The 25,748-nt window shown below is 66.9% G+C and carries 28 protein-coding genes and 1 pseudogene; 15 read left to right on the top strand and 14 right to left on the bottom strand.

The features are described from left to right. Positions 1-75 precede the first annotated feature (75 nt). The 5 genes from ACPUER_RS23115 to ACPUER_RS23095 all read left to right on the top strand — a co-directional run bounded on the left by ACPUER_RS23115 (position 76) and on the right by ACPUER_RS23095 (position 3,682). Positions 76-315, top strand: coding sequence for a hypothetical protein (locus ACPUER_RS23115; protein ID WP_425132212.1), 240 nt, complete (start codon positions 76-78; stop codon positions 313-315). A gap of 423 nt (positions 316-738) precedes the next feature. Continuing rightward, the gene (locus ACPUER_RS23110; RefSeq protein ID WP_425132211.1) at positions 739-1,545 is read left to right on the top strand and encodes a transporter substrate-binding domain-containing protein; all 807 of its coding nucleotides are present in this window, start codon (positions 739-741) and stop codon (positions 1,543-1,545) included. A gap of 67 nt (positions 1,546-1,612) precedes the next feature. Beyond that, a complete protein-coding gene (locus ACPUER_RS23105) occupies positions 1,613-2,299 on the top strand; it encodes an amino acid ABC transporter permease (protein ID WP_175964097.1) in 687 nt (228 codons plus the stop codon). Beyond that, on the top strand, positions 2,296-2,946 hold the full coding sequence (locus ACPUER_RS23100) for an amino acid ABC transporter permease (RefSeq protein WP_175964098.1): 651 nt from the start codon (positions 2,296-2,298) through the stop codon (positions 2,944-2,946). The genes ACPUER_RS23105 and ACPUER_RS23100 overlap by 4 nt, the downstream gene beginning before the upstream one ends. Continuing rightward, a complete protein-coding gene (locus ACPUER_RS23095) occupies positions 2,933-3,682 on the top strand; it encodes an amino acid ABC transporter ATP-binding protein (RefSeq protein WP_175964099.1) in 750 nt (249 codons plus the stop codon). Before ACPUER_RS23100 ends, ACPUER_RS23095 begins: the two co-directional genes overlap by 14 nt. A gap of 69 nt (positions 3,683-3,751) precedes the next feature. Here ACPUER_RS23095 and ACPUER_RS23090 read toward each other — a convergent pair whose 3' ends face one another. After that, positions 3,752-4,729, bottom strand: coding sequence for an AraC family transcriptional regulator (locus tag ACPUER_RS23090; RefSeq protein WP_425132210.1), 978 nt, complete (start codon positions 4,727-4,729; stop codon positions 3,752-3,754). Positions 4,730-4,823: 94 nt separating this feature from the next. Here ACPUER_RS23090 and ACPUER_RS23085 point away from each other — a divergent pair, with 94 nt between their 5' ends. After that, positions 4,824-5,657, top strand: a complete 834-nt coding sequence (locus tag ACPUER_RS23085; protein WP_425132209.1) for an oxidoreductase — start codon at positions 4,824-4,826, stop codon at positions 5,655-5,657. A 160-nt stretch (positions 5,658-5,817) separates the two neighbouring features. Next, on the top strand, positions 5,818-6,654 hold the full coding sequence (locus ACPUER_RS23080; protein WP_425132208.1) for an alpha/beta fold hydrolase: 837 nt from the start codon (positions 5,818-5,820) through the stop codon (positions 6,652-6,654). Positions 6,655-6,954: 300 nt separating this feature from the next. On the opposite strand, the gene ACPUER_RS23075 is transcribed toward ACPUER_RS23080, so the two are convergent. The 12 genes and pseudogenes from ACPUER_RS23075 to ACPUER_RS23020 form a co-directional block, all read right to left on the bottom strand. After that, a complete protein-coding gene (locus ACPUER_RS23075) occupies positions 6,955-7,227 on the bottom strand; it encodes a hypothetical protein (RefSeq protein ID WP_175964103.1) in 273 nt (90 codons plus the stop codon). Positions 7,228-7,813: 586 nt separating this feature from the next. Further along, positions 7,814-8,467 carry a YitT family protein gene (locus ACPUER_RS23070; RefSeq protein ID WP_175961849.1) on the bottom strand — a complete coding sequence of 218 codons (654 nt, stop codon included), beginning with the start codon at positions 8,465-8,467 and terminating at the stop codon, positions 7,814-7,816. A 354-nt stretch (positions 8,468-8,821) separates the two neighbouring features. Next, positions 8,822-9,826, bottom strand: coding sequence for a dTDP-glucose 4,6-dehydratase (rfbB, locus tag ACPUER_RS23065; protein ID WP_425132207.1), 1,005 nt, complete (start codon positions 9,824-9,826; stop codon positions 8,822-8,824). After that, positions 9,823-10,707, bottom strand: a complete 885-nt coding sequence (gene rfbD / locus ACPUER_RS23060; RefSeq protein WP_425132206.1) for a dTDP-4-dehydrorhamnose reductase — start codon at positions 10,705-10,707, stop codon at positions 9,823-9,825. Before rfbD ends, rfbB begins: the two co-directional genes overlap by 4 nt. After that, positions 10,704-11,276, bottom strand: a complete 573-nt coding sequence (gene rfbC / locus ACPUER_RS23055; protein ID WP_243567018.1) for a dTDP-4-dehydrorhamnose 3,5-epimerase — start codon at positions 11,274-11,276, stop codon at positions 10,704-10,706. The genes rfbD and rfbC overlap by 4 nt, the downstream gene beginning before the upstream one ends. After that, positions 11,273-12,169, bottom strand: a complete 897-nt coding sequence (gene rfbA, locus ACPUER_RS23050; protein ID WP_072437758.1) for a glucose-1-phosphate thymidylyltransferase RfbA — start codon at positions 12,167-12,169, stop codon at positions 11,273-11,275. Before rfbA ends, rfbC begins: the two co-directional genes overlap by 4 nt. A 41-nt stretch (positions 12,170-12,210) precedes the next feature. Then, positions 12,211-13,590, bottom strand: coding sequence for an MFS transporter (locus tag ACPUER_RS23045; protein ID WP_425132205.1), 1,380 nt, complete (start codon positions 13,588-13,590; stop codon positions 12,211-12,213). Continuing rightward, the gene (locus tag ACPUER_RS23040) at positions 13,587-14,306 is read right to left on the bottom strand and encodes an ABC transporter ATP-binding protein (protein ID WP_425132204.1); all 720 of its coding nucleotides are present in this window, start codon (positions 14,304-14,306) and stop codon (positions 13,587-13,589) included. Before ACPUER_RS23040 ends, ACPUER_RS23045 begins: the two co-directional genes overlap by 4 nt. Further along, the gene (locus tag ACPUER_RS23035; RefSeq protein WP_425132203.1) at positions 14,303-15,085 is read right to left on the bottom strand and encodes an ABC transporter ATP-binding protein; all 783 of its coding nucleotides are present in this window, start codon (positions 15,083-15,085) and stop codon (positions 14,303-14,305) included. The genes ACPUER_RS23040 and ACPUER_RS23035 overlap by 4 nt, the downstream gene beginning before the upstream one ends. Further along, a pseudogene (locus tag ACPUER_RS23030) lies at positions 15,082-15,969 on the bottom strand (branched-chain amino acid ABC transporter permease). Before ACPUER_RS23030 ends, ACPUER_RS23035 begins: the two are co-directional and overlap by 4 nt. Further along, on the bottom strand, positions 15,962-16,855 hold the full coding sequence (locus ACPUER_RS23025; RefSeq protein ID WP_310133611.1) for a branched-chain amino acid ABC transporter permease: 894 nt from the start codon (positions 16,853-16,855) through the stop codon (positions 15,962-15,964). The pseudogene ACPUER_RS23030 and the gene ACPUER_RS23025 overlap by 8 nt, the downstream one beginning before the upstream one ends. A gap of 17 nt (positions 16,856-16,872) precedes the next feature. Continuing rightward, complete coding sequence (locus tag ACPUER_RS23020; protein WP_175961844.1) at positions 16,873-17,967, bottom strand: ABC transporter substrate-binding protein; 1,095 nt, start codon at positions 17,965-17,967, stop codon at positions 16,873-16,875. A gap of 306 nt (positions 17,968-18,273) precedes the next feature. Here ACPUER_RS23020 and ACPUER_RS23015 point away from each other — a divergent pair, with 306 nt between their 5' ends. The 8 genes from ACPUER_RS23015 to ACPUER_RS22980 all read left to right on the top strand — a co-directional run bounded on the left by ACPUER_RS23015 (position 18,274) and on the right by ACPUER_RS22980 (position 25,477). After that, positions 18,274-18,621, top strand: coding sequence for a RidA family protein (locus ACPUER_RS23015; protein WP_175961843.1), 348 nt, complete (start codon positions 18,274-18,276; stop codon positions 18,619-18,621). Between the two features lie 12 nt (positions 18,622-18,633). Next, the gene (locus tag ACPUER_RS23010) at positions 18,634-19,878 is read left to right on the top strand and encodes a D-amino acid dehydrogenase (protein ID WP_175961842.1); all 1,245 of its coding nucleotides are present in this window, start codon (positions 18,634-18,636) and stop codon (positions 19,876-19,878) included. Beyond that, a complete protein-coding gene (locus tag ACPUER_RS23005; protein WP_425132202.1) occupies positions 19,875-20,666 on the top strand; it encodes a maleate cis-trans isomerase family protein in 792 nt (263 codons plus the stop codon). Before ACPUER_RS23010 ends, ACPUER_RS23005 begins: the two co-directional genes overlap by 4 nt. A 79-nt stretch (positions 20,667-20,745) precedes the next feature. Continuing rightward, positions 20,746-21,450: a GntR family transcriptional regulator gene (locus ACPUER_RS23000; RefSeq protein WP_175961840.1), complete on the top strand. Its 705-nt coding sequence runs from the start codon at positions 20,746-20,748 to the stop codon at positions 21,448-21,450. Between the two features lie 122 nt (positions 21,451-21,572). Then, positions 21,573-22,457, top strand: a complete 885-nt coding sequence (locus ACPUER_RS22995) for a glycosyltransferase family 2 protein (protein ID WP_105392800.1) — start codon at positions 21,573-21,575, stop codon at positions 22,455-22,457. Between the two features lie 70 nt (positions 22,458-22,527). Beyond that, a complete protein-coding gene (locus ACPUER_RS22990; protein WP_425132201.1) occupies positions 22,528-23,463 on the top strand; it encodes a dihydrodipicolinate synthase family protein in 936 nt (311 codons plus the stop codon). A 40-nt stretch (positions 23,464-23,503) separates the two neighbouring features. Next, positions 23,504-24,682 (top strand): L-rhamnonate dehydratase, encoded by a 1,179-nt coding sequence (gene rhmD / locus ACPUER_RS22985; RefSeq protein ID WP_425132200.1) that lies wholly within the window; start codon positions 23,504-23,506, stop codon positions 24,680-24,682. A 9-nt stretch (positions 24,683-24,691) separates the two neighbouring features. Then, complete coding sequence (locus ACPUER_RS22980; protein WP_425132199.1) at positions 24,692-25,477, top strand: SDR family NAD(P)-dependent oxidoreductase; 786 nt, start codon at positions 24,692-24,694, stop codon at positions 25,475-25,477. 34 nt (positions 25,478-25,511) lie between these two features. Here the strand turns inward: ACPUER_RS22980 and ACPUER_RS22975 are convergent. Next, positions 25,512-25,748, bottom strand: a 237-nt coding sequence (locus ACPUER_RS22975; RefSeq protein WP_425132198.1) for an IS3 family transposase, incomplete at its 5' end; no start/stop codon positions are given.

The following is a 25,748-nucleotide window of genomic DNA, read 5'->3' as shown; positions in this document are numbered from 1 at the left end:
CCTTGGGTGGCGACTATCTCTTAACGTAACTTGTGTGGGCGCCCGTCTCGTTGGCGCATCCCGCATCTGCGCTTCGTGTTTATCGAGATCGACATGCCGGCTGCATTGGCGCGCGTGTCGGGCAGGGCCGGGCACGCATTCCAGCCCGAACTCGTCGCGAGCCGGTTCGCCGCGCTCGAGTCGCCGATCGGCGAAAACGATGTGTTGCTCCTGCATGCTTGCGCTGAGCAAAAGCGGAATGTGTCTCGGATCGTTCGGTGGTTGGCAAGCCTACCGAACGGCGGCGATTCGAAACGGAACCTGCCTGAAGCGTGATCGGACCGACGGTCTGCCGCGATTCCGCCGCGCGTTACCGGACAACGAAGGTGACTGGCGAGCCGGGGCCGCCGAAGCCCCCGGATGCCGAGCGCGCTTGACTTTCGTCTGACTCTCCGATTTCGAGGTTTCGCGCGTTCCGGATCGACTGACGGGCGCCGGCGTGTCCTTCCGCAACCGCCGGCCGATTCGTCTGGTCAGACTGGTCGGATGGTTTGGTGCATGGGCGCGCGCCGCGAACGGGCAACCGCGGCGTTCGGCATCGAATCATGCACCGAAATGAGGAACGTATTTCGGCATGCGTGGAGGCTATTGCCGGCAATTGAAGCGTTATGCGGGGGTGGCCCGGTTTTTGCTGAAGTGGGCATGGCCGCGCAACGGTTGCGCGCTGCCCGACGACAGACGAGACAAGGAAGACTCACCGTGAATTCGATCACCCGACCGTTCCCCCGACGCGCATGGCTGGCTGCGCTGATCGCCGCGCCCGTGATGGCGCTGTTTGCCGCCGCGCCCGCGCGCGCCGACGCGCTCGACACCATTGCGAAAAGCGGCGCGCTGCGCGTCGCGGTGCCGGAGGACTATCCGCCGTTCGGCTCGGTTGGTGCGGACATGCAGCCGCAGGGCTACGACATCGACATGGCCGAGCTGCTTGCGAAATCGCTCGGCGTGAAGCTGAAGCTGGTGCCCGTGAACAGCGCGAACCGGATTCCGTATCTGACGACCAACAAGGTCGACATGGTGATCTCGTCGCTCGGCAAGACGCCGGAGCGCGAGAAGGTCGTCGACTTCTCGACCGCCTACGCGCCGTATTACCAGGGCGTGTTCGGGCCGGCCGACGTGAAAGTGAGCACGCCCGCCGACCTGAATGGCAAGACGGTCGGCGCGACGCGCGGCGCACTCGAGGAGATCGCGCTGTCGCAGCTCGCACCGAACGCGACGATCAAGCGCTTCGAGGACAACAACGCGACGATCCAGGCGTTCCTGTCCGGGCAGGTGCAGTTGATCGCGGCCGGCAACATCGTCGCAGCAGCGATTCTCGCGAAGAATCCGCCGCGCCGGCCCGAGGTCAAGTTCGTGATCAAGAATTCGCCGTGCTTCGTCGGCGTGAACAAGAACGAAGCACGCCTGCTCGCGAAGATCGACGACGCGATCGCACATGCGAAACAGGACGGCACGCTGAGCGCGATGTCGAAGAAGTGGCTCGGCCAGCCGTTGCCTGCCGGCCTGTGAGCGATCGCCGCCGTGCCTGCGACGGCGCGCGGCGATCGTCGTCTGAACCCGATCCTTCCCATCTGTCATGAGCTATCAGCTTCGATTCGGCGAGCTCGCCGAATACGCCGGCATGTTCGCGAGCGGCGCGGCGACGACGTTCGCGCTGACCGCCGTCGCGACCGTGCTCGGCGTTTCGATCGGCGTGCTCGGCGCGGCCGCGTACAGCGCCGATGCGCGCGCGGCCGTGCGGCTGCGCCCGTTGGTCGGCGCGTACGTCGAGGCGATTCGCAATACGCCGTTCGTCGTCCAGCTATTCTTTATCTTCTTCGGATTGCCCGCGCTCGGCGTGCACATCGACGAATACACGGCCGCGATTCTCGCGATGACGCTGAATCTCGGCGCGTACTCGGTCGAGATCGTGCGCGCGGGCGTCGCCGCCGTGCCGAAGGGGCATCTCGAGGCGGCCGCCGCGCTTGCGATGTCGCGCGCGCAGATGCTGCGCCACGTCGTGTTGCCGCAGGCGCTCGCGAAGGTGTTTCCAGCGCTCGCGAGCCAGATCGTCATCACGATGCTCGGCTCGGCCGTCGTGTCGCAGATTTCGGTGGCCGATCTCACCTATGCGGCGAGCTACATCCAGTCGCGCAATTTCCGCGCGTTCGAAACGTATTTCGTGATCGCGCTCGCGTATCTGGCGATGGCGCTGCTGCTGCGCGCCGTGCTTGGCTCGATGGGGCGCCGCCTGTTCTCCCGCCGTGTGCGAGGTGCGCGATGATCGATTTCACGTTCGGGCAGATTCTGGCAAACCTGCTGCTCGCCGCACGCTGGACGGTCGTGCTGTCGATCGTGTCGTTTCTGTCCGGCGGTCTCGTCGGCCTCGGGTTGCTCGTGATGCGCGTGTCGAACTCGCGCGTGCTGCGCAGTTGCGCGAAGCTGTATATCGAGGTGTTCCAGGGAACCCCGTTGCTGATGCAGCTGTTTGTCGTGTTCTTCGGCCTGCCGCTCATCGGTCTCGATGTGTCGCCGTGGGTTGCGGCCACTGCCGGCCTCACGTTCTTCACGAGTGCGTATCTCGCGGAAATCTGGCGCGGCTGCGTCGAGGCGGTGCCGAAAGGGCAGTGGGAGGCATCGGCAAGCCTCGCGATGAGCTACGTCGAGCAGTTGCGTCATGTGATCCTGCCGCAGGCCGCGCGCATCGCGATCGCGCCGACCGTCGGGTTCGGCGTGCAGGCCGTGAAGGATACGGCGCTGGTGTCGATCATCGGCTTCACCGAGCTGACCAAGGTCGGCGTCGCGATCTCGAACGCGACGTTCCGTCCGTTCATCGTGTACGGGCTCGTCGCGCTCATCTATTTCGCACTCTGTTATCCGCTTACCCGTTACGCGCGCACGTTGCAAAGGAGATGGAATGCCGCTCGTTGAAACCCGTGGTCTCGAAAAGAATTTCGGTACCCATCATGTGCTCAAGGGCATCGATTTCTCCGTCGAACGCGGGCAAGTCGTGTCGATCATCGGCCGCAGCGGCTCGGGCAAGAGCACGCTGCTGCGCACGCTCAACGGGCTCGAGAGCATCGACGCGGGCACGATCGCGATCGACGGCGAACGCGTCGACGCGCGACACGCGGACTTGCGTGCACTGCGGCTCAAGGTCGGGATGGTGTTCCAGCAATACAACCTGTTTCCGCATCTGAGCGCCGGGCAAAACGTGATGCTCGCGCAGTCGGTCGTGAAGAAGTCGCATCGCCAGCAGGCGCGCGCGATCGCGGAGCTGATGCTCGAGCGTGTCGGCCTCGGCGACAAATTCGACGCGTTTCCGGAACAGCTGTCGGGCGGTCAGCAGCAGCGCGTCGCGATTGCGCGCGCGCTCGCGATGAAGCCGAGCGTGCTGCTGTGCGACGAAATCACGTCGGCGCTCGATCCGGAACTTGTCGGCGAGGTGCTGGGTGTCGTCGAGCAGCTCGCGCGCGACGACATGACGTTGATCATGGTCACGCACGAGATGAACTTCGCGCGCGCGGTGAGCGACAAGGTGGTGTTCATGCATCAGGGCAGGGTCTGGGAAAGCGGGACGCCGGAGGAGATCTTCGCGCGACCGGGGACGGTGGAGTTGAAGCGGTTCCTTGGAGGGCTTCAGAAGACGGAAGCGTTCGTGAGCTGACGCCGGTCCGATCCGCGGATGTTCGTGATGGCGCTTGATCGGCTCCGGGCCGCGGTGGCCACGCGCCTCTCAATGGGACGACACGAACACCGCATCCTCGAACGCCTCCGGAATCGCGAAGCTCTCGCGCATGCGCTGCGTTTCCTTGGCCGGCGTCAGGCCGAACAGACGCTTGAATTCCCGGCTGAACTGCGACGGGCTCGTATAACCGACCGCGTAGCCGGCCGCCTCTGCCGTCAGGTCCTGGCGCACCATCAGCAGCCGCGCCTGATGCAGGCGTGTCGACTTCAGGTACTGCATCGGCGACACCTGCGTGATCGCCTTGAAATGGCTGTGAAAGCTCGGCACGCTCATGTCGGCCTCGTCGGCCAGTTGCGCCACGTCGAGCGGTTGCGCGTAATCGGCATGGATCACGCGCAGCGATCGGCCGATCCGGCCGAACTGCCCGCGCATCGCGAGTGCGCTGCGCATCGCGCTTCCCTGCGCGCCGGTCAGCACACGGAAATACAGCTCGCGAAGCAGCGCCGGGCCGAGCACCGCGGCTTCGAGCGGCTGCTGCATCGCCTCGACGAAGCGCAGCACCGACGCGTGCATCGCTGCATCCATCGGCGTCGACATCATGCTTCTGGGCGCTTGCACGTGTTCCGCCACGCCTTCGCGGTCGATCTGCGCCGCGAGTTCGGCGGCCATCGTGAAATCGAGGTGCAGATACAGCGCGAGAAGCGGGCGTTCGGGCGTCGCGTCGGTTTCCATGCTGAACGGGACGGGCACGGACACCGCCAGGTAGTGGTGTTCGTCGTACAGATAGCGTTCGCCGCCGAAGTAGCCGCGCTTGCGGCCCTGGCACACGATCACGATTCCCGGGTCGTACAGCACCGGCGTGCGCGACAGCGCGCGGTTCGAGCGCAGGATGCGCACGCTCGGCAGCGCCGTCAGGTTGTAGCCTTCGTCGGGCGCCAGCGTGCGCAGCAGCGCGACCAGGCGTTTGCGGTTTCGCGGTGACGACGACAGTGACGAATGTCGGGCGGAGGAGGATTCGGCGCTCATAGTTTTGTGCAAGAAAATCAGCGGAATCGGGCTTATTCGACGTTGATCGTCAGACTAGTATGCATGCTTCAATCGACATTCGGGAGAAGCGAACATGGCATCCGGCAACATCATGCTCATCACCGGCGTCAGCAGCGGCTTCGGCCGCGCGCTCGCACAGGAGGCGCTCGCGGCCGGCTACACGGTGGTCGGTACCGTGAGAAGCGCGCCGGCGGCGCAGGAATTCGAGGCGCTGTCCGCGCACGCGGCTTTCGCGCGTGTGCTCGACGTGACCGACTTCGACCGCATCGACGGTATCGTCGCGGAAATCGAAGCGAACGTCGGGCCCGTCGACGTGCTGGTGAACAACGCCGGCTACGGGCACGAAGGCATCATGGAAGAAGCGCCGCTCGCCGAGATGCGCCGGCAGTTCGACGTGAACGTATTCGGCGCGGTCGCGATGATGAAGGCCGTCGTGCCGTTCATGCGCGCGCGCCGGCGCGGCCGCATCCTGAACATCACGTCGATGGGCGGCCACATCGCGATGCCGGGAATCGCTTATTACTGCGGCAGCAAATTCGCGCTGGAAGGCATTTCCGAAACCGTCGGCAAGGAGCTCGAGCCTTTCGGCATTGCGGTGACGGCCGTGGCGCCCGGTTCGTTCCGCACCGACTGGGCCGGCCGCTCGATGGTGCGCACGCCGCGCTCGATCGCCGACTACGACGCGATCTTCGATCCGATCCGCGAGGCGCGCGAGGAGAAGAGCGGCAAGCAGTTGGGCGATCCCGCGAAGGCCGCGCGGGCGATGCTCGCAGTCATCGCGGCTGAACATCCGCCCGCGCACCTGTTGCTCGGCAGCGATGCGCTGCGGCTGGTGCGGACCAAATTGTCGGCGCTGGAAGCAGAAATCCGTGCGTGGGAGGCCGTGACGGTGTCGACGGACGGTTGACGATCGGCGCACCGGCATCGCTCGCATCCCAGGCGTTTATTTCCCGTCAGTAGATGATCGGCAGTCGCGGCGCACCGTGGCATCACGGTTTCACAATAAAGGCAGATAATGGCTGCCGGCCGGTACGCCGAGTTCATCCACCTCACAGGAGTCAATCGCGATGCCATACGTCACTACGAAGGATAACGTCGAGATCTTCTACAAGGACTGGGGCCCGAAGGATGCACAGCCCATCGTCTTCCATCATGGCTGGCCGCTGTCTTCCGACGACTGGGATGCGCAGATGCTCTTCTTCGTTCAGAAGGGCTATCGCGTGGTTGCGCACGACCGGCGCGGCCACGGCCGGTCGGCGCAAGTGTCGGACGGCCATGACATGGATCACTACGCAGCGGACGCGTTCGCGGTCGTCGAAGCGCTCGACCTGCGCAATGCAGTGCATATCGGTCATTCGACCGGCGGCGGCGAAGTGGCCCGCTACGTTGCGAAGCACGGCCAGCCGGCCGGTCGCGTCGCGAAGGCGGTGCTGGTCAGCGCGGTGCCGCCGCTGATGCTGAAAACCGAATCGAACCCCGAAGGCTTGCCGATCGACGTGTTCGACGGCTTCCGGAAAGCGCTCGCCGACAATCGCGCGCAGTTCTTCCTCGACGTGCCGAGCGGCCCGTTCTACGGTTTCAACCGGGCCGGCGCGACGGTGCATCAGGGCGTGATCCGGAACTGGTGGCGGCAGGGGATGGAAGGCAGCGCGAAGGCGCACTACGAAGGCATCAAGGCGTTTTCGGAAACGGATCAGACCGAGGACCTGAAGTCGATCACCGTCCCGACGCTCGTGCTGCATGGCGAAGACGACCAGATCGTGCCGATCGCTGATGCCGCGCTGAAGTCGATCAAGCTGCTGCAGAACGGCACGCTCAAAACGTATCCGGATTATTCGCACGGCATGCTGACGGTCAATGCGGACGTGCTCAACGCCGACCTGCTGGCGTTCGTGCAGGCGTAGGGGTGGGGGCTGGCTATCGGGCGGGGCGGGGGTAAGGGGGGGCGGGAGCGCCTGCCGCATCCTGCATGTGTTGCATTGCGATAGTCCCCGCCGAGTCCGTTCTCCGATTCCAGGTGCTTGAGCCGACGGGCGTCGGCCACATCCTGCCGCCGAACTTATCAGTCAAGGAAGCGCCGCGTTGCGGGCGTGAGTGTGTCATGCCTCATCATTTTTGGAACTGCAATAAACAATGGGGCTGGATTGGAAAACGGAATCCAGCCCCTGGCGCCGAATGTCGGTAATTTCCGGATTATTTAAAGTTTATCGAATGGCAAAGCGGGTGGCCGGTGAGCCATTCGCGCAATTATTGCCGTAGATAAACAGATTTCTGTTTTCGGAATATGCCGAGTAAATCAGGGGGTAAACTTCCTTGGCGCTGAAAGAATAGGCGCCATCGCCAATGGTCACCAGCAGGTTGCCGGTCGTGTCGGTTTCGATCTTGTCGATCTTGCCGGCCTTGCAAAGTGCCTGTGCGGAAGCGTACGAGGAGGCGAGCATCAGGGCTGAGAAAAGCACGGTCGCAATCTTGTTCATGTTTTTTCCTAGGGTAGTAATGAGTGGAGTAACGCGGTTTGGTGCCGGATGGCCATGCCGGGAACTACATGCCTGTTTTTCCGGATCGCTGACTCTCGAATGTCGAGAAGTCCGCGATGGCCTGGTCAAGCAAAAAACTCGTGAGAATTGATTTTAAAAATAATATTCCGCACCTCCTTTGTCTCGTCGATTTTGAATCACGATGTTGCGGCGCGGAACACAGGCTATTGATTGGATTCATTGGATTCCAATCGAATTAATTTATCGACTTCTTGATTTGATAATTTTTCGCATTAACTCTGTTTTAGTAAATTTTCGGTGAGGCTGTTTTTATTTATTGATTGGTGTTGGAATTTGAATAATCGGCGATGAGTATTGATTCGATGAAAAGATCGACGGTATCGACATCCATCCACACGCTCGCGATCTGCGCCGCGAAGGCGGGCCGCGTCTCGCGAAACGCGGCGAGCGCATCAACTGCACCGGAGACTTGCGTTTGATATGTTCAATGGCTGCCCTTGCGTCCGTCGGCATGACGGCTGCCAATAGCGGCTGGACGAGATGTGCCGGTATGTCGACCGGGCGCTCAGGGCGCGGTACCGGTATAACGGCCCGGGCGATGCCATGCGACGACCATCGCGCTCATGGCGACGGCGCTGATCGCCGACCAGCCGACGCGATCGGCCTGAATGACCAGCGTGGACGTCAGCAGGATCATCGCGTCGATACACACTTGCGTAATACCGGCGTTGATGCCTCGCACGCGCTGCAGCCACAACGTGACGACACCGGTGCCGCCGACGCCCGCGCCGTGCCGCGCGAGCGCAAGAATGCCCATGCCGCACAGCGTGCCGCCCACCAATGCCGCGAACAGCGGGTTCACGAAGGCAATTTTCAGGGTCCGGGGCATCGCCGCGAGGGCGAACGTGATGCCGCAGCTCGCGATCGTCGATTTGATGGCGAAACGTGGCCCCATCACGAAGTGCGCGAAGATGAAGAATGGCAGGTTGACCAGCGTGAAGATCGTCCCCACCGATAATGGACAGAGGTACGAGACGAGCAGCGCAATGCCGGCGATCCCGCCGGTGACAAGTCCGGCCGCCTTGAGCAGGACGAGCCCGATAACCACAAAGGCCATGCCGACTATCATCCCGTAGATGTCTTCGAGCACGGAGTGCGGCGTTGCGCTCGTGTCGCGTGTCGGGATGGCGCCGGATACGGCGCCTGATTCGTGCTTCATGATGTCTGCAGCCACATCGGGACGGCGGATCGAATCCTCCCAGGTCGATCGCGCCGCGGGTTCCGGGTACGTGCCGATGTCTCCTGGCGGCGCGCGTCAGGCAGCTTACCCAGGCAAAATTATTTGGGCAAATAGCTCAAGCGACGTCATGGACCCAACCGAACGGATCGGCAACCTTACCGCGCTGTATGCTGGCCGGGATCGCCTTCTTCGGCGCGCGCGCCTATGCGCACGCCGACACGCCGGAGTGCATCTCGACAAAGGCATGCCTGGAGGCGCCGACTCCCCCGACACCGTGCGCCGGCCCCCGATCCGCATGACGGACGCGATGGATGTCGAGTGACGTCAGGATGCCTACAGATACCAGTCGAGCGTCTTCAGGATGCCCGTCTCGAAGGTTTCCGCCGGCTTCCATCGAAGTTCGCGCTCGAGCTTGCCTGCGTCGATCGCATAGCGGCGATCGTGACCGGGGCGATCGGCGACGAAGTGCTTGAGGCGCGCGTGCGGCGCGCCCTGCGGCCGGCGCATGTCCAGCAGCGAGCAGATCAGGTCGACGATGTCGGCGTTGCGCCACTCGTTGCATCCTCCGACGTTGTACGTCTCGCCGACCGTGCCGTGCCGGATCACGGCATCGATCGCCCGGCAGTGATCGTCGACGTATAACCAGTCGCGGACGTTTGCGCCGTCGCCGTAGAGCGGAATGGGTAGGTCGTTGACGCAGCTGCGGATCACCGTCGGGATGAACTTCTCGGCGTGCTGGCGCGGGCCGTAGTTGTTCGAGCAGTGGGTCGTCGTGACCGGCAGCCCGTACGTGTGGAAGTACGCGCGCACGAGATGGTCGGAGCCGGCTTTGCTGGCGGAATACGGCGAATTCGGCGCGTACGGCGTGGTTTCGGAGAACGGTGGATCGTCCGGCGCGAGCGATCCGTACACCTCGTCGGTGCCGATGTGATGGAAGCGGCGCTGCGCGTGCGCGTCGGCGTCCTGCCCCGTCATCCAGACCGTGCGCGCCGCGTCGAGGAGGGTCCAGGTGCCGACGACGTTCGCGCGGACGAATTCGCCCGGGCCGGTGATCGAGCGGTCGACGTGGCTCTCGGCGGCAAAGTGGACGATCGTGTCGATCGCGTGATCGCGCAGCAGGCTCTCGACGAGCGGCCGGTCGCAGATGTCGCCGAGCACGAACCGATGGCGGCCGGTGTCTTCCGAGCCCGCGAGATGGTCGAGGCTGCCGGCGTAGGTGAGCAGGTCGAGATTGATGATCCGGACCTGCGGATCCGTCGCGAGCAGGTAGTGGACAAAGTTGGCGCCGATAAACCCGGCGCCGCCCGTGACGAGGACATGTTTCGGTCGATGGCTCATGAGGTTCGTTTCCAGGTATCGAGCACGTCGGCGAGCGCCGGGATCCAGCACGGCGCCTCGATGCCGAAATGCTCGCGAATGCGGGTGCAGTCGAGTGCGGAATTCACCGGCCGCGGCGCCGGCAGCGGATAAGCGGCCGTGCGGATCGGGCGCACGAGCGGGATGCGATCGATGAGGCCGGCGCGCCGTGCCTGCCCGAAGATCGTCTCGGCGAAGCCGTGCCAGGTCGTGACGGGCGTGCCGCACAGGTGGTAGGTGCCCCAGCGCGTCGTGATACCCGTGCGGTGGCGATCCGCGATCGCAAGCAGCGCGTCGGCGACCGCGCCGGCGTGCGTCGGGCCGCCGTACTGGTCGGCGACGACCGCGAGTTCGTCGCGCTCGCGGCCGACCCGCAGCATCGTGCGCACGAAATTGCCGCCGTGCGCGCCGAACACCCACGCGATCCGGAGGATCAGGTGCGCATCCGGCAGCCGCTGGCGGACCGCTTCCTCGCCTGCCCATTTGGTGTGCCCGTAGACACCGAGCGGCGCGACGCCCGCCGCTTCGTCGTACGCGCCTTGAGCGCGGCCGTCGAACACGTAGTCGGTCGACAGGTGCAGCAACGGGATGCCGGCCGCGGCGCACGCATCGGCGAGCGTCGCCGGGCCGGCGCAATTGGCGCGCCATGCGGCGTCGGGCTCGGTTTCCGCGCGATCGACGGCCGTCCACGCGGCCGCATTGATCACGAGCGTCGCGCGGTGCGTGGCGAGCGCATCGCGGACGGCCCGCGGATCGGTGATGTCGAGCTGCGCGCGGGATAGTCCGATCGCCGGGCGCGTACCCGCGCGCAGCAGGAGTTCACGGCCGACCTGGCCGAGCGCGCCGGTCACGACGATCGTCATCGCAGGGCTCCGTGAAGGTCGGGCGACGCCGGCGCACGGTCGCGCAGGCGCGGCTGTCGGCGATCCTTGTCGGACAGCTCGAACGGCACGTCGAGCGCGGGCCATTCGATGCCGATGTCGGGGTCGTCCCACAGCACGCCCGCGTCCGACGACGGATCGTAGTACGCGGTGCACTTGTACGCGAAGTCGGCCTCGTCGGACAGCACGCAGAAGCCGTGCGCGAAGCCCGGCGGAATCCACAGCTGGCGATGCGACACGTCGTCGAGCACGGTGCCGAACCAGTGCCCGAGATGCGGCGAACCGGGCCGGATGTCGACCGCGACGTCGTACACGGCGCCGCGCGACACACGCACGAGCTTGCCCTGCGGATGCCGGAACTGGTAGTGCAGGCCGCGCAGCACGCCGCGCCGGGAGCGCGAGTGGTTGTCCTGCACGAAGCCCGCGTCGACGCCCGCATCGCGCAGCCAGGACTCGCGATAGCTTTCGACGAAGAAGCCGCGCGCGTCGCCGAAGCTCGCCGGTTCGATCAGCAGCACACCCGGCAGCGTCGTCTCGATGACGGACGTCATGCGGCGACCTCCTTGTTCAGCACGTCGAGCAGGTAACGGCCATACCCGCTTTTCGACAGCGCATGCGCGAGCGCTTCGAGCCGTTGCGAGTCGATCCAGCCGAGCCGGTACGCGATCTCCTCGGGGCACGCGATCTGCAGCCCCTGGCGCGCCTGCATCACCTGGATGAAATTCGCCGCATCGAGCAGCGACTCGTGCGTGCCGGTGTCGAGCCACGCGTAGCCGCGGCCGAGGATCTCGACGTTCAGCTTGCCGTTCTCCAGATAGGCGCGGTTCAGGTCCGTGATCTCCAGCTCGCCGCGCGCGGACGGGCGCACCTCCTTCGCGAGCGAGACGACGTCGTTGTCGTAGAAGTAGAGACCCGTCACCGCGTAGTGCGATTTCGGTTCGCGAGGCTTCTCTTCGAGATCGATCGCCCGCCCGTGCTCGTCGAACGATACGACGCCGTAGCGCTCCGGGTCGCGCACGTAATAGCCGAACACCGTTGCGCCCGTCGTGCGCGCGGCGACGCGCTGCAGCAGCGACGACAGCGCCGGACCGTGATAGATGTTGTCGCCGAGCACGAGCGTCGCCGCGTCGTGCCCGATGAACGACGCGCCGATCACGAACGCCTGCGCGAGCCCGTCCGGGCTCGGCTGCACCGCGTACGAGAAATTCATGCCCCACTGTTCGCCGTCGCCGAGCAGTTGCCGGAACGCATCGAGATCGCGCGGCGTCGAGATGATCAGGACGTCGCGGATGCCGGCCAGCATGATCGTGCTGAGCGGGTAGTAGATCATCGGCTTGTCGTACACCGGCATCAGCTGCTTCGATACCGAATGCGTGAGCGGATGGAGCCGGGTGCCGGATCCGCCCGCCAGAATCAGTCCCTTACGGCCAGTCGCTGTGTGCATGATGTCCTCGCTGTGATGAAGAAGGGCGGCCCGCGTGCGCGTCAGCCCGGGTCGATGCGCCGGAACACGATCGCGAAGCCGGCCAGGTAGACGGCCGCGATCACCGCGAAACCGGCGGCGGTCGCGCGGTCCGGGGCGGCGATCGCGTGCAGCACGACCGACGCGATCGCGACGCCGACCAGCGAGCCGATCTGCCGGCTCGCGTTCAGCGATGCGGCGGCGAGATTCGCATCCGCGGGGCCGGCCGACTGCATGACGACGAGATTCATCGCGGGGATCGCCTGGCCCGCGCCGAAGTTCGCGATGCCGACCGCGATCGCGAGCGCCGTGTAGGGCAGCGCCTCGATGCCGATCAGCGCGGCGCTGCCGAGCGTGGCGAGCGCGAGGCCCGCGAGCAGCGTGCCGCGCGGGCCCAGCCGCGCGCTCACGCGGGCGGACGCGAGGTTGCCGATGCCGAACATCGCCATCAGCGGAAACAGCTCGAAGCCGGCGCGCAGCGCGCTCGCGCCGCGCGTCTGCTGCAGGTAAAGGCTCAGCAGGAAGATTTCCGCGAGGATGCCGAAATTGATCGCGAGCCCGAGCAGGCCGCCCGCGACGAAGCGCGGGTTGCGCAGCAGCGCGGGCGACAGGATCCGGTGGCGGGCGCGACGTTCGCGCCACACGAATGCGGTGCCGGCAGCGAGCGTCGCGGCCGCGCCGGCGACGATGGCGGGCGAGCGCCAGCCGGCGCCCGGCCCCTCGATCAGCGTATAGCTGAGCGCCGCGAGCGCGAGCACGCCGAGCAGATGGCCGAACGTGTTCAGCGGGCCGGGATGGCGCGGCGAATGCCCGACATGGCGGCGCGTGAGCCACAGTCCGGCCAGGCCGACGGGCAGGTTGACCCAGAAGATTCCGCGCCAGCCGATCGCGTCGACGAGCACGCCGCCGACGCACGGCCCGATCGCCATCGCCGCCGATACCAGTGCGCCCCAGATGCCGATCATCCGCGTGCGCAGCGGCCCGGCCGGAAACGCCAGCGTGAGCAGGCTGAGCGAGCTCGGCATGAAGAGCGCGGCACCGACGCCCTGCAGCAGCCGCGCGGCGACCAGCATGCCGCTCGTCTGCGCGGCCGCGCACAGCACCGACGCGGCGACGAACAGCGCGAGCCCGGCGACATAGATCGTACGCGGCCCGTAACGGTTCGCGAGCGCGCCGCCGAACAGCAGCAGCGCGGCGAAGCTGAGCGTATAGGCATCGACCACCCAGACGAGTGCCGTCAGCGACATGTCGAGACTCGCCTGCATCGCCTTCAGCGCGACGTTCACGATGGTCACGTCGAGCATCGCCATCACGAAGCCGCAGGCGAGCGCGATCATCACGCGCGCGGGCCGTGTGGCGGTCGTGCCGCTCGCGCCGGCAGCGGGGGCGGCGTTCGTGCTCATGCCGCGCGCCCGCCGAGATAGAGACGCCGCATCTCGTCGCTGTCGAGCAGTTCGGCCGACGTGCCCGTCAGCGCAACGCGGCCCATCGTCAGCACCACGCCGCGATCGGCGATGCGCAGCGCCTCGAGCGCGTTCTGCTCGACCATCAACACTGCGATGTGCTCGGTGTCGCGCATCCTGACGATCGCGTCGAACACCTCGTCGACCATCTTCGGCGACATGCCGGCCGACGGCTCGTCGAGCAGCAGCAGCACGGGGCGCGGCATCAGCGCGCGTGCGAGCGACACGATCTGCCGCTCGCCGCCCGACAGTGCGCCCGCGGGCGACCGGTAGCGGCGCCGCAGCACCGGGTATTGCTCGCACAGCTCCTCGATCCGCGCTTCGCGCGGGAACGCGGACATCGCGTGGCCGCCGAGCATCAGGTTCTCGCGAACCGTCAGCGCGCCGAACACGTTGTCGGTCTGCGGAACGAAGCCGATGTCGTACTCGCGGATCTTGCGGTATACCGGCACGCGTGCGATGTCGCGGCCGTGCATCGTGACCGCGCCGGCGCGCGGCAGCACGAAGCCGGCGATGGCCTTGAGGAGCGTCGACTTGCCGCAGCCGTTCGGGCCGAGGATCGTGACGATGTCGACGGGCCCGACGGAGAGCGATACCCCGTGCAGGATGTCGATGTCGGGCGTGTAGCCGGCGATCAGATCGCGGACGTCGATCATGACACCCCCAGCGGACGGCGCGCATGCGCGCGGCCCAGGTAGGCATCGAGCACGCGCCGGTTGCTCTCGAGTTCGGCGGGACGGCAGTCGGCGATCGCGGCGCCGCGATCGAGCACGATGCAGCGGTCGCACAGCTCGCGGATGAAGTGCATGTCGTGCTCGATCACGACGAGCGTGACGCCCTGTCCGCAGATGCGGCGCAGTTCGGTGACCAGCTCGCCGCGCAGGTTGGGGTGAACGCCCGCGGTCGGTTCGTCGAGCAGCAGCAGCTTCGGCTCGGTCATCATCGCGCACGCGATGCCGAGCAGTTTCTTCTGGCCGCCCGAAATTGCCGCGGCGCCGAGCTGCGCGACGTGCGCGAGCTTCAGCTCTTCGAGCAGCGCGGTAGCGCGTGCGCGGGTTTCGGCTTCCAGCGCGCGCGTCGCACGACTGCGCAGCAACGCGGCGACAGGCCCGTGACGGGCCGACGACGCGGCCATCGCCAGCTCCAGCACCGACATGCGCGCGGGCATCGACGGCAACTGGAACGTCCGGCGGATGCCGAGCCGCGCGATCCGGTGCGGCGCAAGCGTGTCGATGCGGCGCCCGGCGAAGCGGATCGCGCCGGCCGCGACGGGAGCGAAGCCCGTGATCGCATTGAGCGCCGTGCTCTTGCCCGAGCCGTTCGGACCGAGCAGCCCGACGATCTCGCCGTCGCCGACGGACAGCGTGAGGCCGGACAGCACGGTGTTGTCGCCGTAGCGTATCGTGACGCCTTCAAGGTCGAGCAGGGCGCTCATGGGTGAACCTCCAGTCGTTCCGGCACAAGGCCGCGCGGGCGCCACAGCACGCATGCGAGCAGCATCAGGCCGACGAGGCCGAGGCGCACCGCGCCCGCGAGGTCGCTGCCGACGCCGAGCCAGTCCTTCAGAAACGGCGCGACCGCGTAGACCGCCTGCACGATGAGTGCGCCGGCCAGCACGCCCGCGTGGCTGCCGAGCCCGCCGACCATGACGATGGTCCACAGCGCGAAGGTTTCGGATGCCACCATCGTGTCCGGGCCGACGTAGCTGATGTACCAGGTGAGGAGCGCGCCCGCGAACGCCGCGGGCAGCGCCCCCGCGACGCTCGCCCGGGTCTTCAGCGCAACCGGGTCGTAGCCGAAGCAGACGGCGAGCGCGGGCTCTTCGCGCATCACCTTCAGCGCGCGGCCGAAGCGGCCGGTGGTCAGCAGCCGGCATGCGGCGTATGCGACGGCGAGGCCGCCGGCCGCGACGGCGAGGAACGCGAGGTCGGCCCACGGCGCGCGCAGCCCGGGAAAGAGCGGCGAGATGCCGCCGATGCCTTGCGCGCCGCCGGTAAGCCAGCCTTCGTTCAACGCGACGGTGGTATGTTAGTGGGCGTTCGGGTGGGTGGCGATGCCCCAGTTGGCGGCCCACAGATGGCGGCCCAGCCGCGCGATCGCGACGGCCAGCACGCTCGCCGCGCCGGCCGCGAGCGCGAGCGCGGCCGGCAGCGGCCAGCCGAGCTGCGACGCGATGCCGGCGGCGTAGGCGCCGAGCCCCGCGAACGCGACGAAGCCGAAATTGACGAGCCCCGCGTAACCGGCCTGCAGGTTCAGGCCGAGCGCCATCGTCGCGTACAGGCACGCGACGGTCAGCAGATGGACGATGAAACTAGACACGGCGCACCTCCCTGTCGAAGATTCCGTATGGCCGGAACACGAGTACGACGAGCAGGATCGCGAACGACACCGCGCCGACGTATTCGACCGGAAAGAACGCGAGCGGCCGGCCGACCAGCCCGCCGAAGTCGACGTCGAGCGCGGTCGTTTCGGCGAACGCGATCAGGAGCGCGCCGGCCGCCGCGCCGAGCGGATTGCCGAGGCCGCCGAGGATGGCGGCGGAAAACACCGGGATCAGCAGCCCGTAGCCGAGGTTGACGTGCACGCTTTCGGTCGCGCCGAGCATCGTGCCGCCGAGCGCCGCGAGCACACCGCTTGCGAACGTGATCACGTTGGTCACGCGCTGCGCGTCGATGCCCGTTGCGAGCGCGAGCGCGCGATTCGACGCGAGCGCGCGCATCGCGCGGCCGAGGCGGGTGCGGTACAGCAGCAGCGCGAACACGGCGAGCGCGACGGCGCCGCACGCGATCGAGCCCGCCTGCGCGGACGACATCGCGACGCCGCCGACCATCAGCGGCGGACGCACCGCCTGCGCATACTGCAGCGGCCGCGAGCCGGCGGCGCCGAGCATCAGCGCGACGGCGAGCAGCGACACGGCGAGCGAACCGATCATCGCGACCGCGCTGCCCGAGCGCAGCAGCCGCGTGAACACGAACAGGTTCAGCAGCGTCGCGGCAAGGCCGACCAGCACGCACGATACGGCGGTCGCGAGCGCGAACGGCAGGCCCGCGCGCTCGAACCCGAGGGTCGCGAACGCACCGATCATCGCGTACTGGACGTGCGCGATGTTCGGGAAGCGAATCAGCGAATACAGCGTCGACAGGCCGACCGACACGAGCAGCAGGTCGGACGTGCGCATCAGGACATCGATCAGGAATTGCAGCATCGCGTTGCTCCCGGTGGCTAGCGCGCGACGACGGATTGCCGGTACACGACCTTCTCGTACGGCTGCACCGTGCGCTGGCCGTCGGCGTCGAAGGCGATCGTGCCGGTCACGCCCGTATAAGGCTGGCTGGCCGCGAGCGCCGCGCGCACCTTCGCCGGATCGGCCGATTGGGCGCGATTGATCGCGGCGGCGGACAGCATCGTCGCGTCGTACGCGTAGCTGCCGAACGCCGAGCGCGGCGCCTCGTGGTAGGCGGCTCGATAGTCGGCCGCGTACGCGTCGGCACTTGTGCCGAGCGCCGCGACCTCCAGGCCGATCTGCCCCTGCGCGATCTGGGCGGGCGTGTCGCTCGTGCACATCGTCAGGTAGATCCCGTACCACGGCCGCTGGTTGAGGCGCATCTCGAACGCCTGCCGGTTCAGCGTCGCGGCTTCCTGTCCGTACGCGCTGTATACGTAGCCGTCGGGCTGTGCGCGCGATGCCTGCTCCAGCTCGCGCCGGTAGGTCGACTGGCCCTCGGTGTAGAGCACCGTCGAGACTATCGTGCCGCCGAGCGCCTCGAAGCGCTTCCTGAACTCGGCCGCGATGCCCTGGCCGTAGCCGTTGTTCGGCGCGATCAGCGCGACGCGCCGCAGTTTGCGGTCGTACACATCCTGCGCGGCGAAGCGCGCGGACAGGTCGTCGAGCCCGATTGCGCTGAACGAGCCCGCGCCGATCTTGCGGACCTGCTGGCTCGACGAACCGATGTTGATGTGCACGTCGCCCTGACGCACGAGGAACTGCCCGACCGGAATCGTCACCGACGAAGAAAATTCGCCGAGCACGAGCGGCACGCGCTCGACCGTCGCCAGCTTGCGCGCGGCGTCGAGCGCCGTGTTCGCCGTGCCGCCCGAATCCTCGATCCGCACCTGCAGCTTCTGCCCGAGCACGCCGCCTTGCGCGTTGATCTTCGCGACCGCGAGCTCGATCCCGCGCCGCTGGTCCTCGCCGATCGACGCGCTTGCGCCTGTCAGCGGCAACACGGCGCCGACGCTGACGTCGGCGCGCGCAGGAAATGTCGCCCACGCGCCGAGCGCGACGCAGATCCCGAGACTCCAGCAACCCAGCTTCATTTTTGTTCTCCTGAATGCGTGTTGAATTGCGTTTGAAATACAGAAGTGTCGACAGAATCACAGAACAAAAATCGTTGGCAAACACTTTTTGAACGGATGTGGAGAAGTCCGTCAAATGCACCGATGTGTGTAAGAAAATGCCTTGTTTTAAAGCGTTAAATGCACAAACTCAGCGACGGTAAACACCAGCGTCGGGCATCTGCGCCAGATTGGCGCGGCATCGAATCTTTTTGAAAAAAGTGTATACAGTTGTGAATATGGATGCTTAGAATTCAACCCACTCGACACGGAAACGGAGGCGGTGCGATGGAGATCAAGCGATATGGCGCAGGCGAACGGATGAGCCAGCTCGTGGTTGCGGGCGGCTTCGCGTTCATTGCCGGACAGGTTGCCGACGACACCGCACTCGACGTCGCCGGCCAGACCCGCCAGATTCTCGACAAGATCGACCGGCTGCTCGACGGCGCGGGGCTCGACAAGCGCCGGATCGTGTCCGCGAACATCTGGCTTGCCGATCACCGGAGCTTTGCCGACATGAACCGGGTCTGGGACGCATGGGTGCCGCAGGGCGACGCGCCGGCGCGTGCGTGCGTGGAGTCGGCGCTCGCGTTTCCCGAGTACACGGTTGAAATCGCGGCGATCGCCGCGTTCTAGCGGAGGCGAGCGATGAGGACGGTCGTGCTCGGAGGCGGCATCGTCGGTGTGACGACCGCATACTTTCTCGCGAAGGCGGGCGACGAGGTGGTGGTGGTCGACCGGCGCGACGGCGTCGCGCTCGAGACGAGCTTCGCGAACGCGGGGCTGATCGCGCCCGGGCATTCCTATACGTGGGCGTCGCCGCGCGCGCCGAAGATCCTGCTCAAGTCGCTGTTCTCGGACGGGCAGGCGCTGCGCCTCAAGTGGTCGCCGGACTGGCGGATGTGGGCGTGGTGCCGGCAGTTCCTGCAGAACTGCACGGCGGAGCGGTCGCGCCGGAACACGTCGATCAAGGTGCGGCTGTGCCGCTACGCGCAGCAGCAGCTCCAGTCCGCGACCCGCGACGAGGGGCTCGCGTACGACCGGATCAGCGGCGGGCTGCTGTACCTGTACCGGGATCCCGCGTCGTTCGAGCGCGGCGTCGCGAACATGCGGATCCTGTCCGACAACGGCCTGCCGCTCGAGACGCTCGACCCGCGCGCGGTGATCGAGCGCGAGCCCGCGCTCGCCGGCGCGGCGGGCGAGATCGCGGGCGCGATCTACTGCCCGTCCGACGAGAGCGGCGACGCGCATCTGTTTACCCGCGCGCTCGCCGAACGCTGCCGCGCGCTCGGCGTCGAGTTCCGCTTCGGCGCGACGATCGACGGCATGCGCGCGAACGCCGGTGCGGTGGACTACGTGCAGACGTCGCAGGGCCGCGTGAGCGGCGACCGCTACGTGCTCGCGCTCGGCGCGTACTCGCCGTTCGTCGCGCGCCGGCTCGGCTACCGGTTGCCGATCTATCCGGTGAAAGGCTATTCGGTCACGCTGCCGATCGACGCGCGCCACGAGCCGCCGACGCTCGGCGGCGTCGAGGAAAACCAGCTCGTCGCGTGGGCGCGGTTCGGCGAGCGGCTGCGCCTGACCGCGACGGCCGAATTCGGCGGCTACGACACGACCCACACGCCGGCTGACTTCGCGCACATGCTGGCGACCGCGAAGGCGCTGTTTCCGAACGGCGCCGACTATACGAAACCGTCGTACTGGGCCGGATTGCGGCCGATGACGCCGGAAGGCACGCCGATCATCGGCGCGACCCGGCATCGCAACCTGTTTCTCAACACCGGGCACGGCCACATGGGCTGGACGATGTCGTGCGGTACCGCGAAGATCGTCGCCGACCTGATCCACGGCCGGCAGCCCGACATCGACATTACCGGGATGACACTCCAGTGAGCGAACTTCTTTCGACCCCTGTGCAGCACGGCGCCGGTTCGTACGCGCGCTTCGGCTTCTCGCTCGATGCGGGCATCGCGCGCCGCGCGGCGATCGGGCTCGTCGTGCTCGCGACCGACCATACGATCGAATACGAATGGCGGCGCGTGCTCGCGCTCGACGGCGTCGCGTTCTACGAGAGCCGGATCGCGAACTCCGCCGACATCACCGCGGAGACGCTCGCGCGGATGGACGGCGGGATCGCGGCGGCCGTCGAGCTGATCCGCCCCGGCGAGCGCCTCGACGTGGTTGCGTTCGGCTGCACGTCCGCGTCGATGGTGCTCGGCGAGGAGCGCGTGTTCGAGCGAATCCGCGAGGCGCGGCCGGGCGTCGCGTGCACGACGCCGATCACCGCGGCGCGGGTTGCGCTCGGCGCGCTGGGTGCGCGCGGCGTCGCGCTCCTCACGCCGTACGAGCGCTCGATCAACGAAGCGATGGCGGCCTACCTGCGCGCGCGCGGCGTCGACGTCGTGCGGGCGGGTTCGTTCGAGCACCGCGACGACAACGAGGTGGCGCGGATCGACCGCGCATCCATCGAGCGCGCGGTGCTCGCGCTGGCCGCCGATCCGGCGGTGGACGCAGTGTTCGTGTCGTGCACGAGCCTTCGGCTCGTCGACGCGCTCGCGGAGATCGAGGCGCGCGTCGGCAAGCCTGTGTTGTCGAGCAATCACGCGCTCGCGTGGCATGCGCTGCGGCTCGCCGGCGTCGACGATCCGGTGCCGGGCTTCGGACGCCTGCTGATGCAATGACGGTAGCAGCAAGAGAGGCGTCCGCAGGCCGGTCCATGGCCGATAATGACGGTCGCCGACAGACGAAGGAGGAGGCGAGATGGTAGCGAATTCCGTGCTTGGCGGCCGCGAGGCGCTGGCGCCCAGGCGCGCGGGCCTCACGGTCAACGAGATTTACGAGCAGCTGAAGCAGATGGCCGTGCTGTATACGATCCGGCCGGGCGAGCGGGTCAACGAGCTTGAACTGGCGGAACGGTTCGACGTCAGCCGCACGCCGATCCGGGAGGCGCTGAACCGGCTCGTCGCAGAGAACCTGCTGGTCTTCGTGCCGAATCGCGGATTCTTCATCCGCCAACTGGAAGGGAAAGACGTGTTCGATCTCTTTGAGCTGAGGCGTTCGATCGAGTCGACCGCGGTGATGCTCGCGTGCGAGCGGGCGTCCGACAACGACATCAAGACACTGCGCCGCTTCTGGCGGCAGGTGATGAAGAGCGCGCCGCGGATGCCGTCGTCGGAGCTCGTCGTGAAGGACGAACTGTTTCACCTGGAGCTTGCCGCGCTGTCGGGCAATGCGGAGATCGGGCGCGTACTGCAGGGAATCAACGCGCGGATTCACTACGTGCGATGGGTCGACGTCGACCAGCGGCGCGACGCGGCCTTCACCGAGCATCTGGAAATCCTCGACGCGCTCGCCGCGCGGGACACCGAACGATGCGTCGCGTTGACCGACACGCACATCCGCTGGCGGATGGAGGAAATCACGCGCGTCGTGGCGGCGAGCGTCGTCAAGCTGTACGCGAAATAACGGGCGGTCCGCGGCGCACGCGCGCCCGGCGAGACCGCGCCGACGAGACGCAAGGCAAAGGAGGACGGGCCGCCCGCCTGCCGGTGCGGCGCATCGCCACGCTTTCGTTACGAGGTGCCGTCATGAAACATGGCACGCTGGTCACGCTGTACAAGCCGTCCGCGGCGCAGATCGACCATCTGCTGGGCCTGCCCGCGCACAGTCCGGCCGTCGTCGCGGTCGACAACTCGCCCGTCGTCGATCGCGAGCTGCACGCGCGGCTCGCCGCGCACGGCGTCGACGTGGTCGCGAACCACAATCGCGGCGGGATCGCCGGCGCGTTCAACGCCGGTGTGGAGTTTCTCATTCGCCGCGGCTGCGACGTGTTCTTCATCTTCGACCAGGATTCGACCGTGCCCGCCGATTACTTCGAGCGGATGCTCACGGGGTGCGCGACGGTCGGCGATACGCGCTTCCTGGTCGGGCCGCGCATCTTCAACCGCAACTTCCGGCGCAACCTGCCGCTCTTCACCGTGCGCCGCTGGTCTGCGCGGATCACGCCGATCGGCGACGGCGCGCGCGGCTTGCTGCCGTGCTCGGTGATCATCTCGTCCGGCACCGCGATCTCGCTCGACGCGTATCGCGCGCTCGGCCGGTTTCGCGAGGATTTCTTCATCGATCATGTCGACGCCGAGTACTGCATGCGCGCGCAGGCGAACGGCGTGCCGGTGTGCGTGAATGCGGACGTGTCGCTGCCGCACGAGCTCGGCAGTCCGTCGGCCCGGCAGCACTGGCCGCGCGTCGAGATCTTCGATCAGAGCGCGCTGCGCCATTACTACGCCGCCCGCAACTGCATCCTGGTCGCACGCGACTACTGGCGCCGCTATCCGGCCATGCTGCTGATCAACCTGATCACGCTGAAGCACGTCGCGTTCATCCTGCTGCATGCGCGCGACAAGCGAACCAAGCTGCACGCGATTCTGTGCGGCGTGACGGACGGGCTGCGCGGCCGGTACGGCCGGGTCTGACCGACTCGTGACGATGTGCGGAATCGTATTCCATCATTTTTGCAATCCTAAATGAAATGAGGCCGACAAGATGATTCACGACACGCAGGCAGCTCGCCGCTATACGGGCGCGTTTTCCGTCGCGCCGACCATTTTCACCGAATCGGGCGAACTGGATCTGGAAGGGCAGATGCGTTGCGTCGACTTCATCATCGACGCGGGCGCGGACGGGCTGTGCATCCTCGCGAACTACTCGGAGCAGTTCTCGCTGTCCGACGACGAGCGCGAACGGCTCACCGGGATGATCCTCGAGCGCGTCGCGGGCCGGGTGCCCGTGATCGTGACGACGACCCATTTCAATCCGGTGATCTGCGCGGCACGCAGCCGGGCCGCACAGGCGGCCGGCGCGGCGATGGTGATGATCATGCCGCCGTATCACGGCGCGACGATTCGCTGCGGCGAGGCGGCGATCGGCGCGTTCTTCTCGGAGGTCTCCGATGCGATCGACATTCCGATCATGTATCAGGACGCGCCGATGAGCGGCACGCAGGTATCGGCGGCGTTCCTCGCGCGGCTCGCGCGCACGATTCCGAACCTGCGTTATTTCAAGATCGAGGTGCCGCAGTCGGCGGCGAAGCTGCGCGAGCTGATCGCGCTCGGCGGCGACGCGATCGAGGGGCCGTGGGACGGCGAGGAGGCGATCACGCTGCTCGCCGATCTCGACGCGGGCGCAACCGGCAGCATCCTCGGCGGCGGCTACCCGGACGGGCTGCAGCCGATTCTGGCCGCTTATCGCGCGGGCCGGCGCGACGAGGCGGTGGCCGGCTACGAGAAGTGGCTGCCGCTCATCAACTATGAAAACCGGCAGGCCGGGCTGCTCGCCTGCAAGGCGCTGATGAAGGAGGGCGGCGTGATCGCGTCGGACGCGCCACGGCGCCCGCTGATGCCGCTGCACCCGGAGACGCGCGCGGGCCTCGTCGAGATCGCGCGGCGGCTCGACGCGCTCGTGCTGCGCTGGGCGCGCTGACACGCGCGCATTTTCTTCTTTCCGATCGAGGAACGTCCCGATGAGCATGCCCACGATACGACACATCCGCGCGCTGACGGTACGCGGCGGCGGCGCCGACTACCACGACCAGGGCGCGGACCACTGGATCGACGATCACATCGCGACGCCGATGGCGCGTTACCCCGAATACCGGCAGAGCCGGCAGTCGTTCGGCATCAACGTGCTCGGCACGCTCGTGATCGAGATCGAGGCGAGCGACGGCACGGTCGGTTTCGCGGTGACGACGGGCGGCGAGATCGGCGCGTTCGTCGTCGAGCGCCATCTGGCGCGCTTCATCGAAGGGCAGCGCGTGACCGACATCGAGAAGATGTGGGATCAGATGTTCTACGCGACGCTCTATTACGGGCGCAAGGGCGTGGTGCTGAACGCGATCTCCGGCGTCGATCTCGCGTTGTGGGACCTGCTCGGCAAGGTGCGCGGCGAGCCGGTGCACCAGTTGCTCGGCGGCAAGGTGCGCGACGAACTGCAGTTCTATGCGACGGGGGCGCGGCCGGATCTCGCGAAGGAGATGGGGTTCGTCGGCGGCAAGCTGCCGCTGCATCATGGCCCGGCGGAGGGCGACGAGGGCCTGCGCCGCAACCTCGACGCGCTGGCGACGATGCGCGATCGCGTCGGCGCGGATTTCTGGCTGATGCTCGACTGCTGGATGAGCCTCGACGTGCGCTACGCCACCCGGCTCGCGCACGAGGCGCGCGCTTACGGGCTCAAGTGGATCGAGGAGTGCCTGCCGCCCGACGACTACTGGGGCTACGCGCAGTTGCGCCGTGCGGCGCCGCCCGATCTGCTCGTGACGACGGGCGAGCACGAGGCGACCCGCTGGGGCTTCCGGATGCTGCTCGAGATGGGCTGCTGCGACATCATCCAGCCCGACGTCGGCTGGTGCGGCGGCCTGACCGAACTCGTCCGCATTTCGGCGCTCGCCGACGCACACGGCGTGCTCGTCGTGCCGCACGGCTCGTCGGTCTACAGCTATCACTTCGTGACGACGCGGCACAACAGCCCGTTCGCGGAATTCCTGATGATGGCGCCGCAGGCGGATCGCGTCGTGCCGATGTTCGATCCGCTGCTGCTCGACGAACCGGTGCCGACGGGCGGGCGGATGAAGGTGCCGGATACGCCCGGCTTCGGCGTGCGGCTCAATCCGGCCGTGCGCACCGAACGGCCCTACACGCACTGAGCCGCCGCGATGCAACTGCTCGAGAACAAGGTCGTTATCGTCACCGGCGGCTCGCGCGGCATCGGCCGGGCGATCGCGCTCGCGTGCGCGCGGCATGGCGCCGACGTCGTCGTCAATTACTGGGCCAACCCGTTGCTGCCGGCGCAGTCGGATCACGCGCTCGACGCGCTGGTCGACGAGATCGGCGCGACCGGCCGGCGCGCGCTCGCCGTGCCGGGCGACATCGCGCGGCCGGACACCGCGGACGAACTGGTCGAGCGGGCCGTCGACGCGTTCGGCCGGATCGACGTGCTGGCGAGCAATGCGGGGATCTGTCCGTTCCACGCGTTCCTCGATCTGCCCGCCGACCTGCTGCGACGCACGATGGAGGTCAACCTGCACGGCGCGTTCCACGTGACCCAGGCGGTCGCGCGCCGAATGGCCGCGCAGGGCGACGGCGGCGCGATCGTCGCGACGAGTTCGATCAGCGCGCTCGTCGGCGGCGGCATGCAGACGCACTACACGCCGACGAAGGCCGGCGTGCACGCGCTGATGCAGTCGTGCGCGGTCGCGCTCGGCCCGCACCGGATCCGCTGCAATTCCGTGCTGCCGGGCACGATCCGCACCGAGATCAACGAAGCGGATCTCGCGGCGCCCGGCAAGGCCGAGTACTTCGAGCGGCGGATTCCGCTCGGCCGCCTCGGCGAACCCGACGACGTCGCGGACTGCGTGGTGTTCCTTGCGTCGGACCTGGCGCGCTACGTCAACGGCGCGGCACTTCTCGTCGACGGCGGCCTCTACGTGAACCTGCAATGACTGAGGTCAGACGGAATTCGTGGAGGCCAACGGGTTAAGCAGCGATCTGATTCAGATAGAAACGCTGCGTGAACGCGACAGGCGATTGGTAGTTCAGACGCGCCTGCGTGCGCTGCCGGTTGTAGAAGATTTCGATGTATTCGCTGATCGCCAGGCGTGCCTGCTCACGTGTGGCGAAACGTTGATGATAGATCAGTTCATTCTTCAGCGTTCCCCAGAAGGATTCGATCGGGGCGTTGTCGTAACAGTTGCCACGGCGGCTCATCGACGC

Source organism: Burkholderia sp. DN3021 (assembly GCF_049805555.1).
In the GTDB taxonomy this organism is placed as follows: Bacteria; Pseudomonadota; Gammaproteobacteria; order Burkholderiales; family Burkholderiaceae; genus Burkholderia; species Burkholderia pyrrocinia_C.
The sequence above is the reverse complement of the archived record's forward strand: the minus strand, read 5'-3'. Positions and strand labels throughout refer to the sequence as shown.

Bases quoted from the DNA above. Each gene is read 5' to 3' on its own strand.
- ACPUER_RS23015 (WP_175961843.1), top strand. From the start codon at position 18,274: ATGGAGATCAAGCGATATGGCGCAGGCGAACGGATGAGCCAGCTCGTG.
- rfbA (WP_072437758.1), bottom strand. From the start codon at position 12,169: ATGCACACAGCGACTGGCCGTAAGGGACTGATTCTGGCGGGCGGATCC.
- rfbB (WP_425132207.1), bottom strand. From the start codon at position 9,826: ATGAGCCATCGACCGAAACATGTCCTCGTCACGGGCGGCGCCGGGTTT.
- ACPUER_RS23075 (WP_175964103.1), bottom strand. From the start codon at position 7,227: ATGAACAAGATTGCGACCGTGCTTTTCTCAGCCCTGATGCTCGCCTCC.
- rfbC (WP_243567018.1), bottom strand. From the start codon at position 11,276: ATGACGTCCGTCATCGAGACGACGCTGCCGGGTGTGCTGCTGATCGAA.
- ACPUER_RS23020 (WP_175961844.1), bottom strand. From the start codon at position 17,967: ATGAAGCTGGGTTGCTGGAGTCTCGGGATCTGCGTCGCGCTCGGCGCG.
- rhmD (WP_425132200.1), top strand. From the start codon at position 23,504: ATGAGCATGCCCACGATACGACACATCCGCGCGCTGACGGTACGCGGC.
- ACPUER_RS23085 (WP_425132209.1), top strand. From the start codon at position 4,824: ATGGCATCCGGCAACATCATGCTCATCACCGGCGTCAGCAGCGGCTTC.
- ACPUER_RS23045 (WP_425132205.1), bottom strand. From the start codon at position 13,590: ATGAGCACGAACGCCGCCCCCGCTGCCGGCGCGAGCGGCACGACCGCC.
- ACPUER_RS23010 (WP_175961842.1), top strand. From the start codon at position 18,634: ATGAGGACGGTCGTGCTCGGAGGCGGCATCGTCGGTGTGACGACCGCA.
- ACPUER_RS23000 (WP_175961840.1), top strand. From the start codon at position 20,746: ATGGTAGCGAATTCCGTGCTTGGCGGCCGCGAGGCGCTGGCGCCCAGG.
- ACPUER_RS23095 (WP_175964099.1), top strand. From the start codon at position 2,933: ATGCCGCTCGTTGAAACCCGTGGTCTCGAAAAGAATTTCGGTACCCAT.
- ACPUER_RS23035 (WP_425132203.1), bottom strand. From the start codon at position 15,085: ATGAGCGCCCTGCTCGACCTTGAAGGCGTCACGATACGCTACGGCGAC.
- ACPUER_RS22980 (WP_425132199.1), top strand. From the start codon at position 24,692: ATGCAACTGCTCGAGAACAAGGTCGTTATCGTCACCGGCGGCTCGCGC.
- ACPUER_RS23080 (WP_425132208.1), top strand. From the start codon at position 5,818: ATGCCATACGTCACTACGAAGGATAACGTCGAGATCTTCTACAAGGAC.
- ACPUER_RS23090 (WP_425132210.1), bottom strand. From the start codon at position 4,729: ATGAGCGCCGAATCCTCCTCCGCCCGACATTCGTCACTGTCGTCGTCA.
- ACPUER_RS22990 (WP_425132201.1), top strand. From the start codon at position 22,528: ATGATTCACGACACGCAGGCAGCTCGCCGCTATACGGGCGCGTTTTCC.
- ACPUER_RS22995 (WP_105392800.1), top strand. From the start codon at position 21,573: ATGAAACATGGCACGCTGGTCACGCTGTACAAGCCGTCCGCGGCGCAG.
- ACPUER_RS23100 (WP_175964098.1), top strand. From the start codon at position 2,296: ATGATCGATTTCACGTTCGGGCAGATTCTGGCAAACCTGCTGCTCGCC.
- rfbD (WP_425132206.1), bottom strand. From the start codon at position 10,707: ATGACGATCGTCGTGACCGGCGCGCTCGGCCAGGTCGGCCGTGAACTC.
- ACPUER_RS23070 (WP_175961849.1), bottom strand. From the start codon at position 8,467: ATGAAGCACGAATCAGGCGCCGTATCCGGCGCCATCCCGACACGCGAC.
- ACPUER_RS23105 (WP_175964097.1), top strand. From the start codon at position 1,613: ATGAGCTATCAGCTTCGATTCGGCGAGCTCGCCGAATACGCCGGCATG.
- ACPUER_RS23025 (WP_310133611.1), bottom strand. From the start codon at position 16,855: ATGCTGCAATTCCTGATCGATGTCCTGATGCGCACGTCCGACCTGCTG.
- ACPUER_RS23040 (WP_425132204.1), bottom strand. From the start codon at position 14,306: ATGATCGACGTCCGCGATCTGATCGCCGGCTACACGCCCGACATCGAC.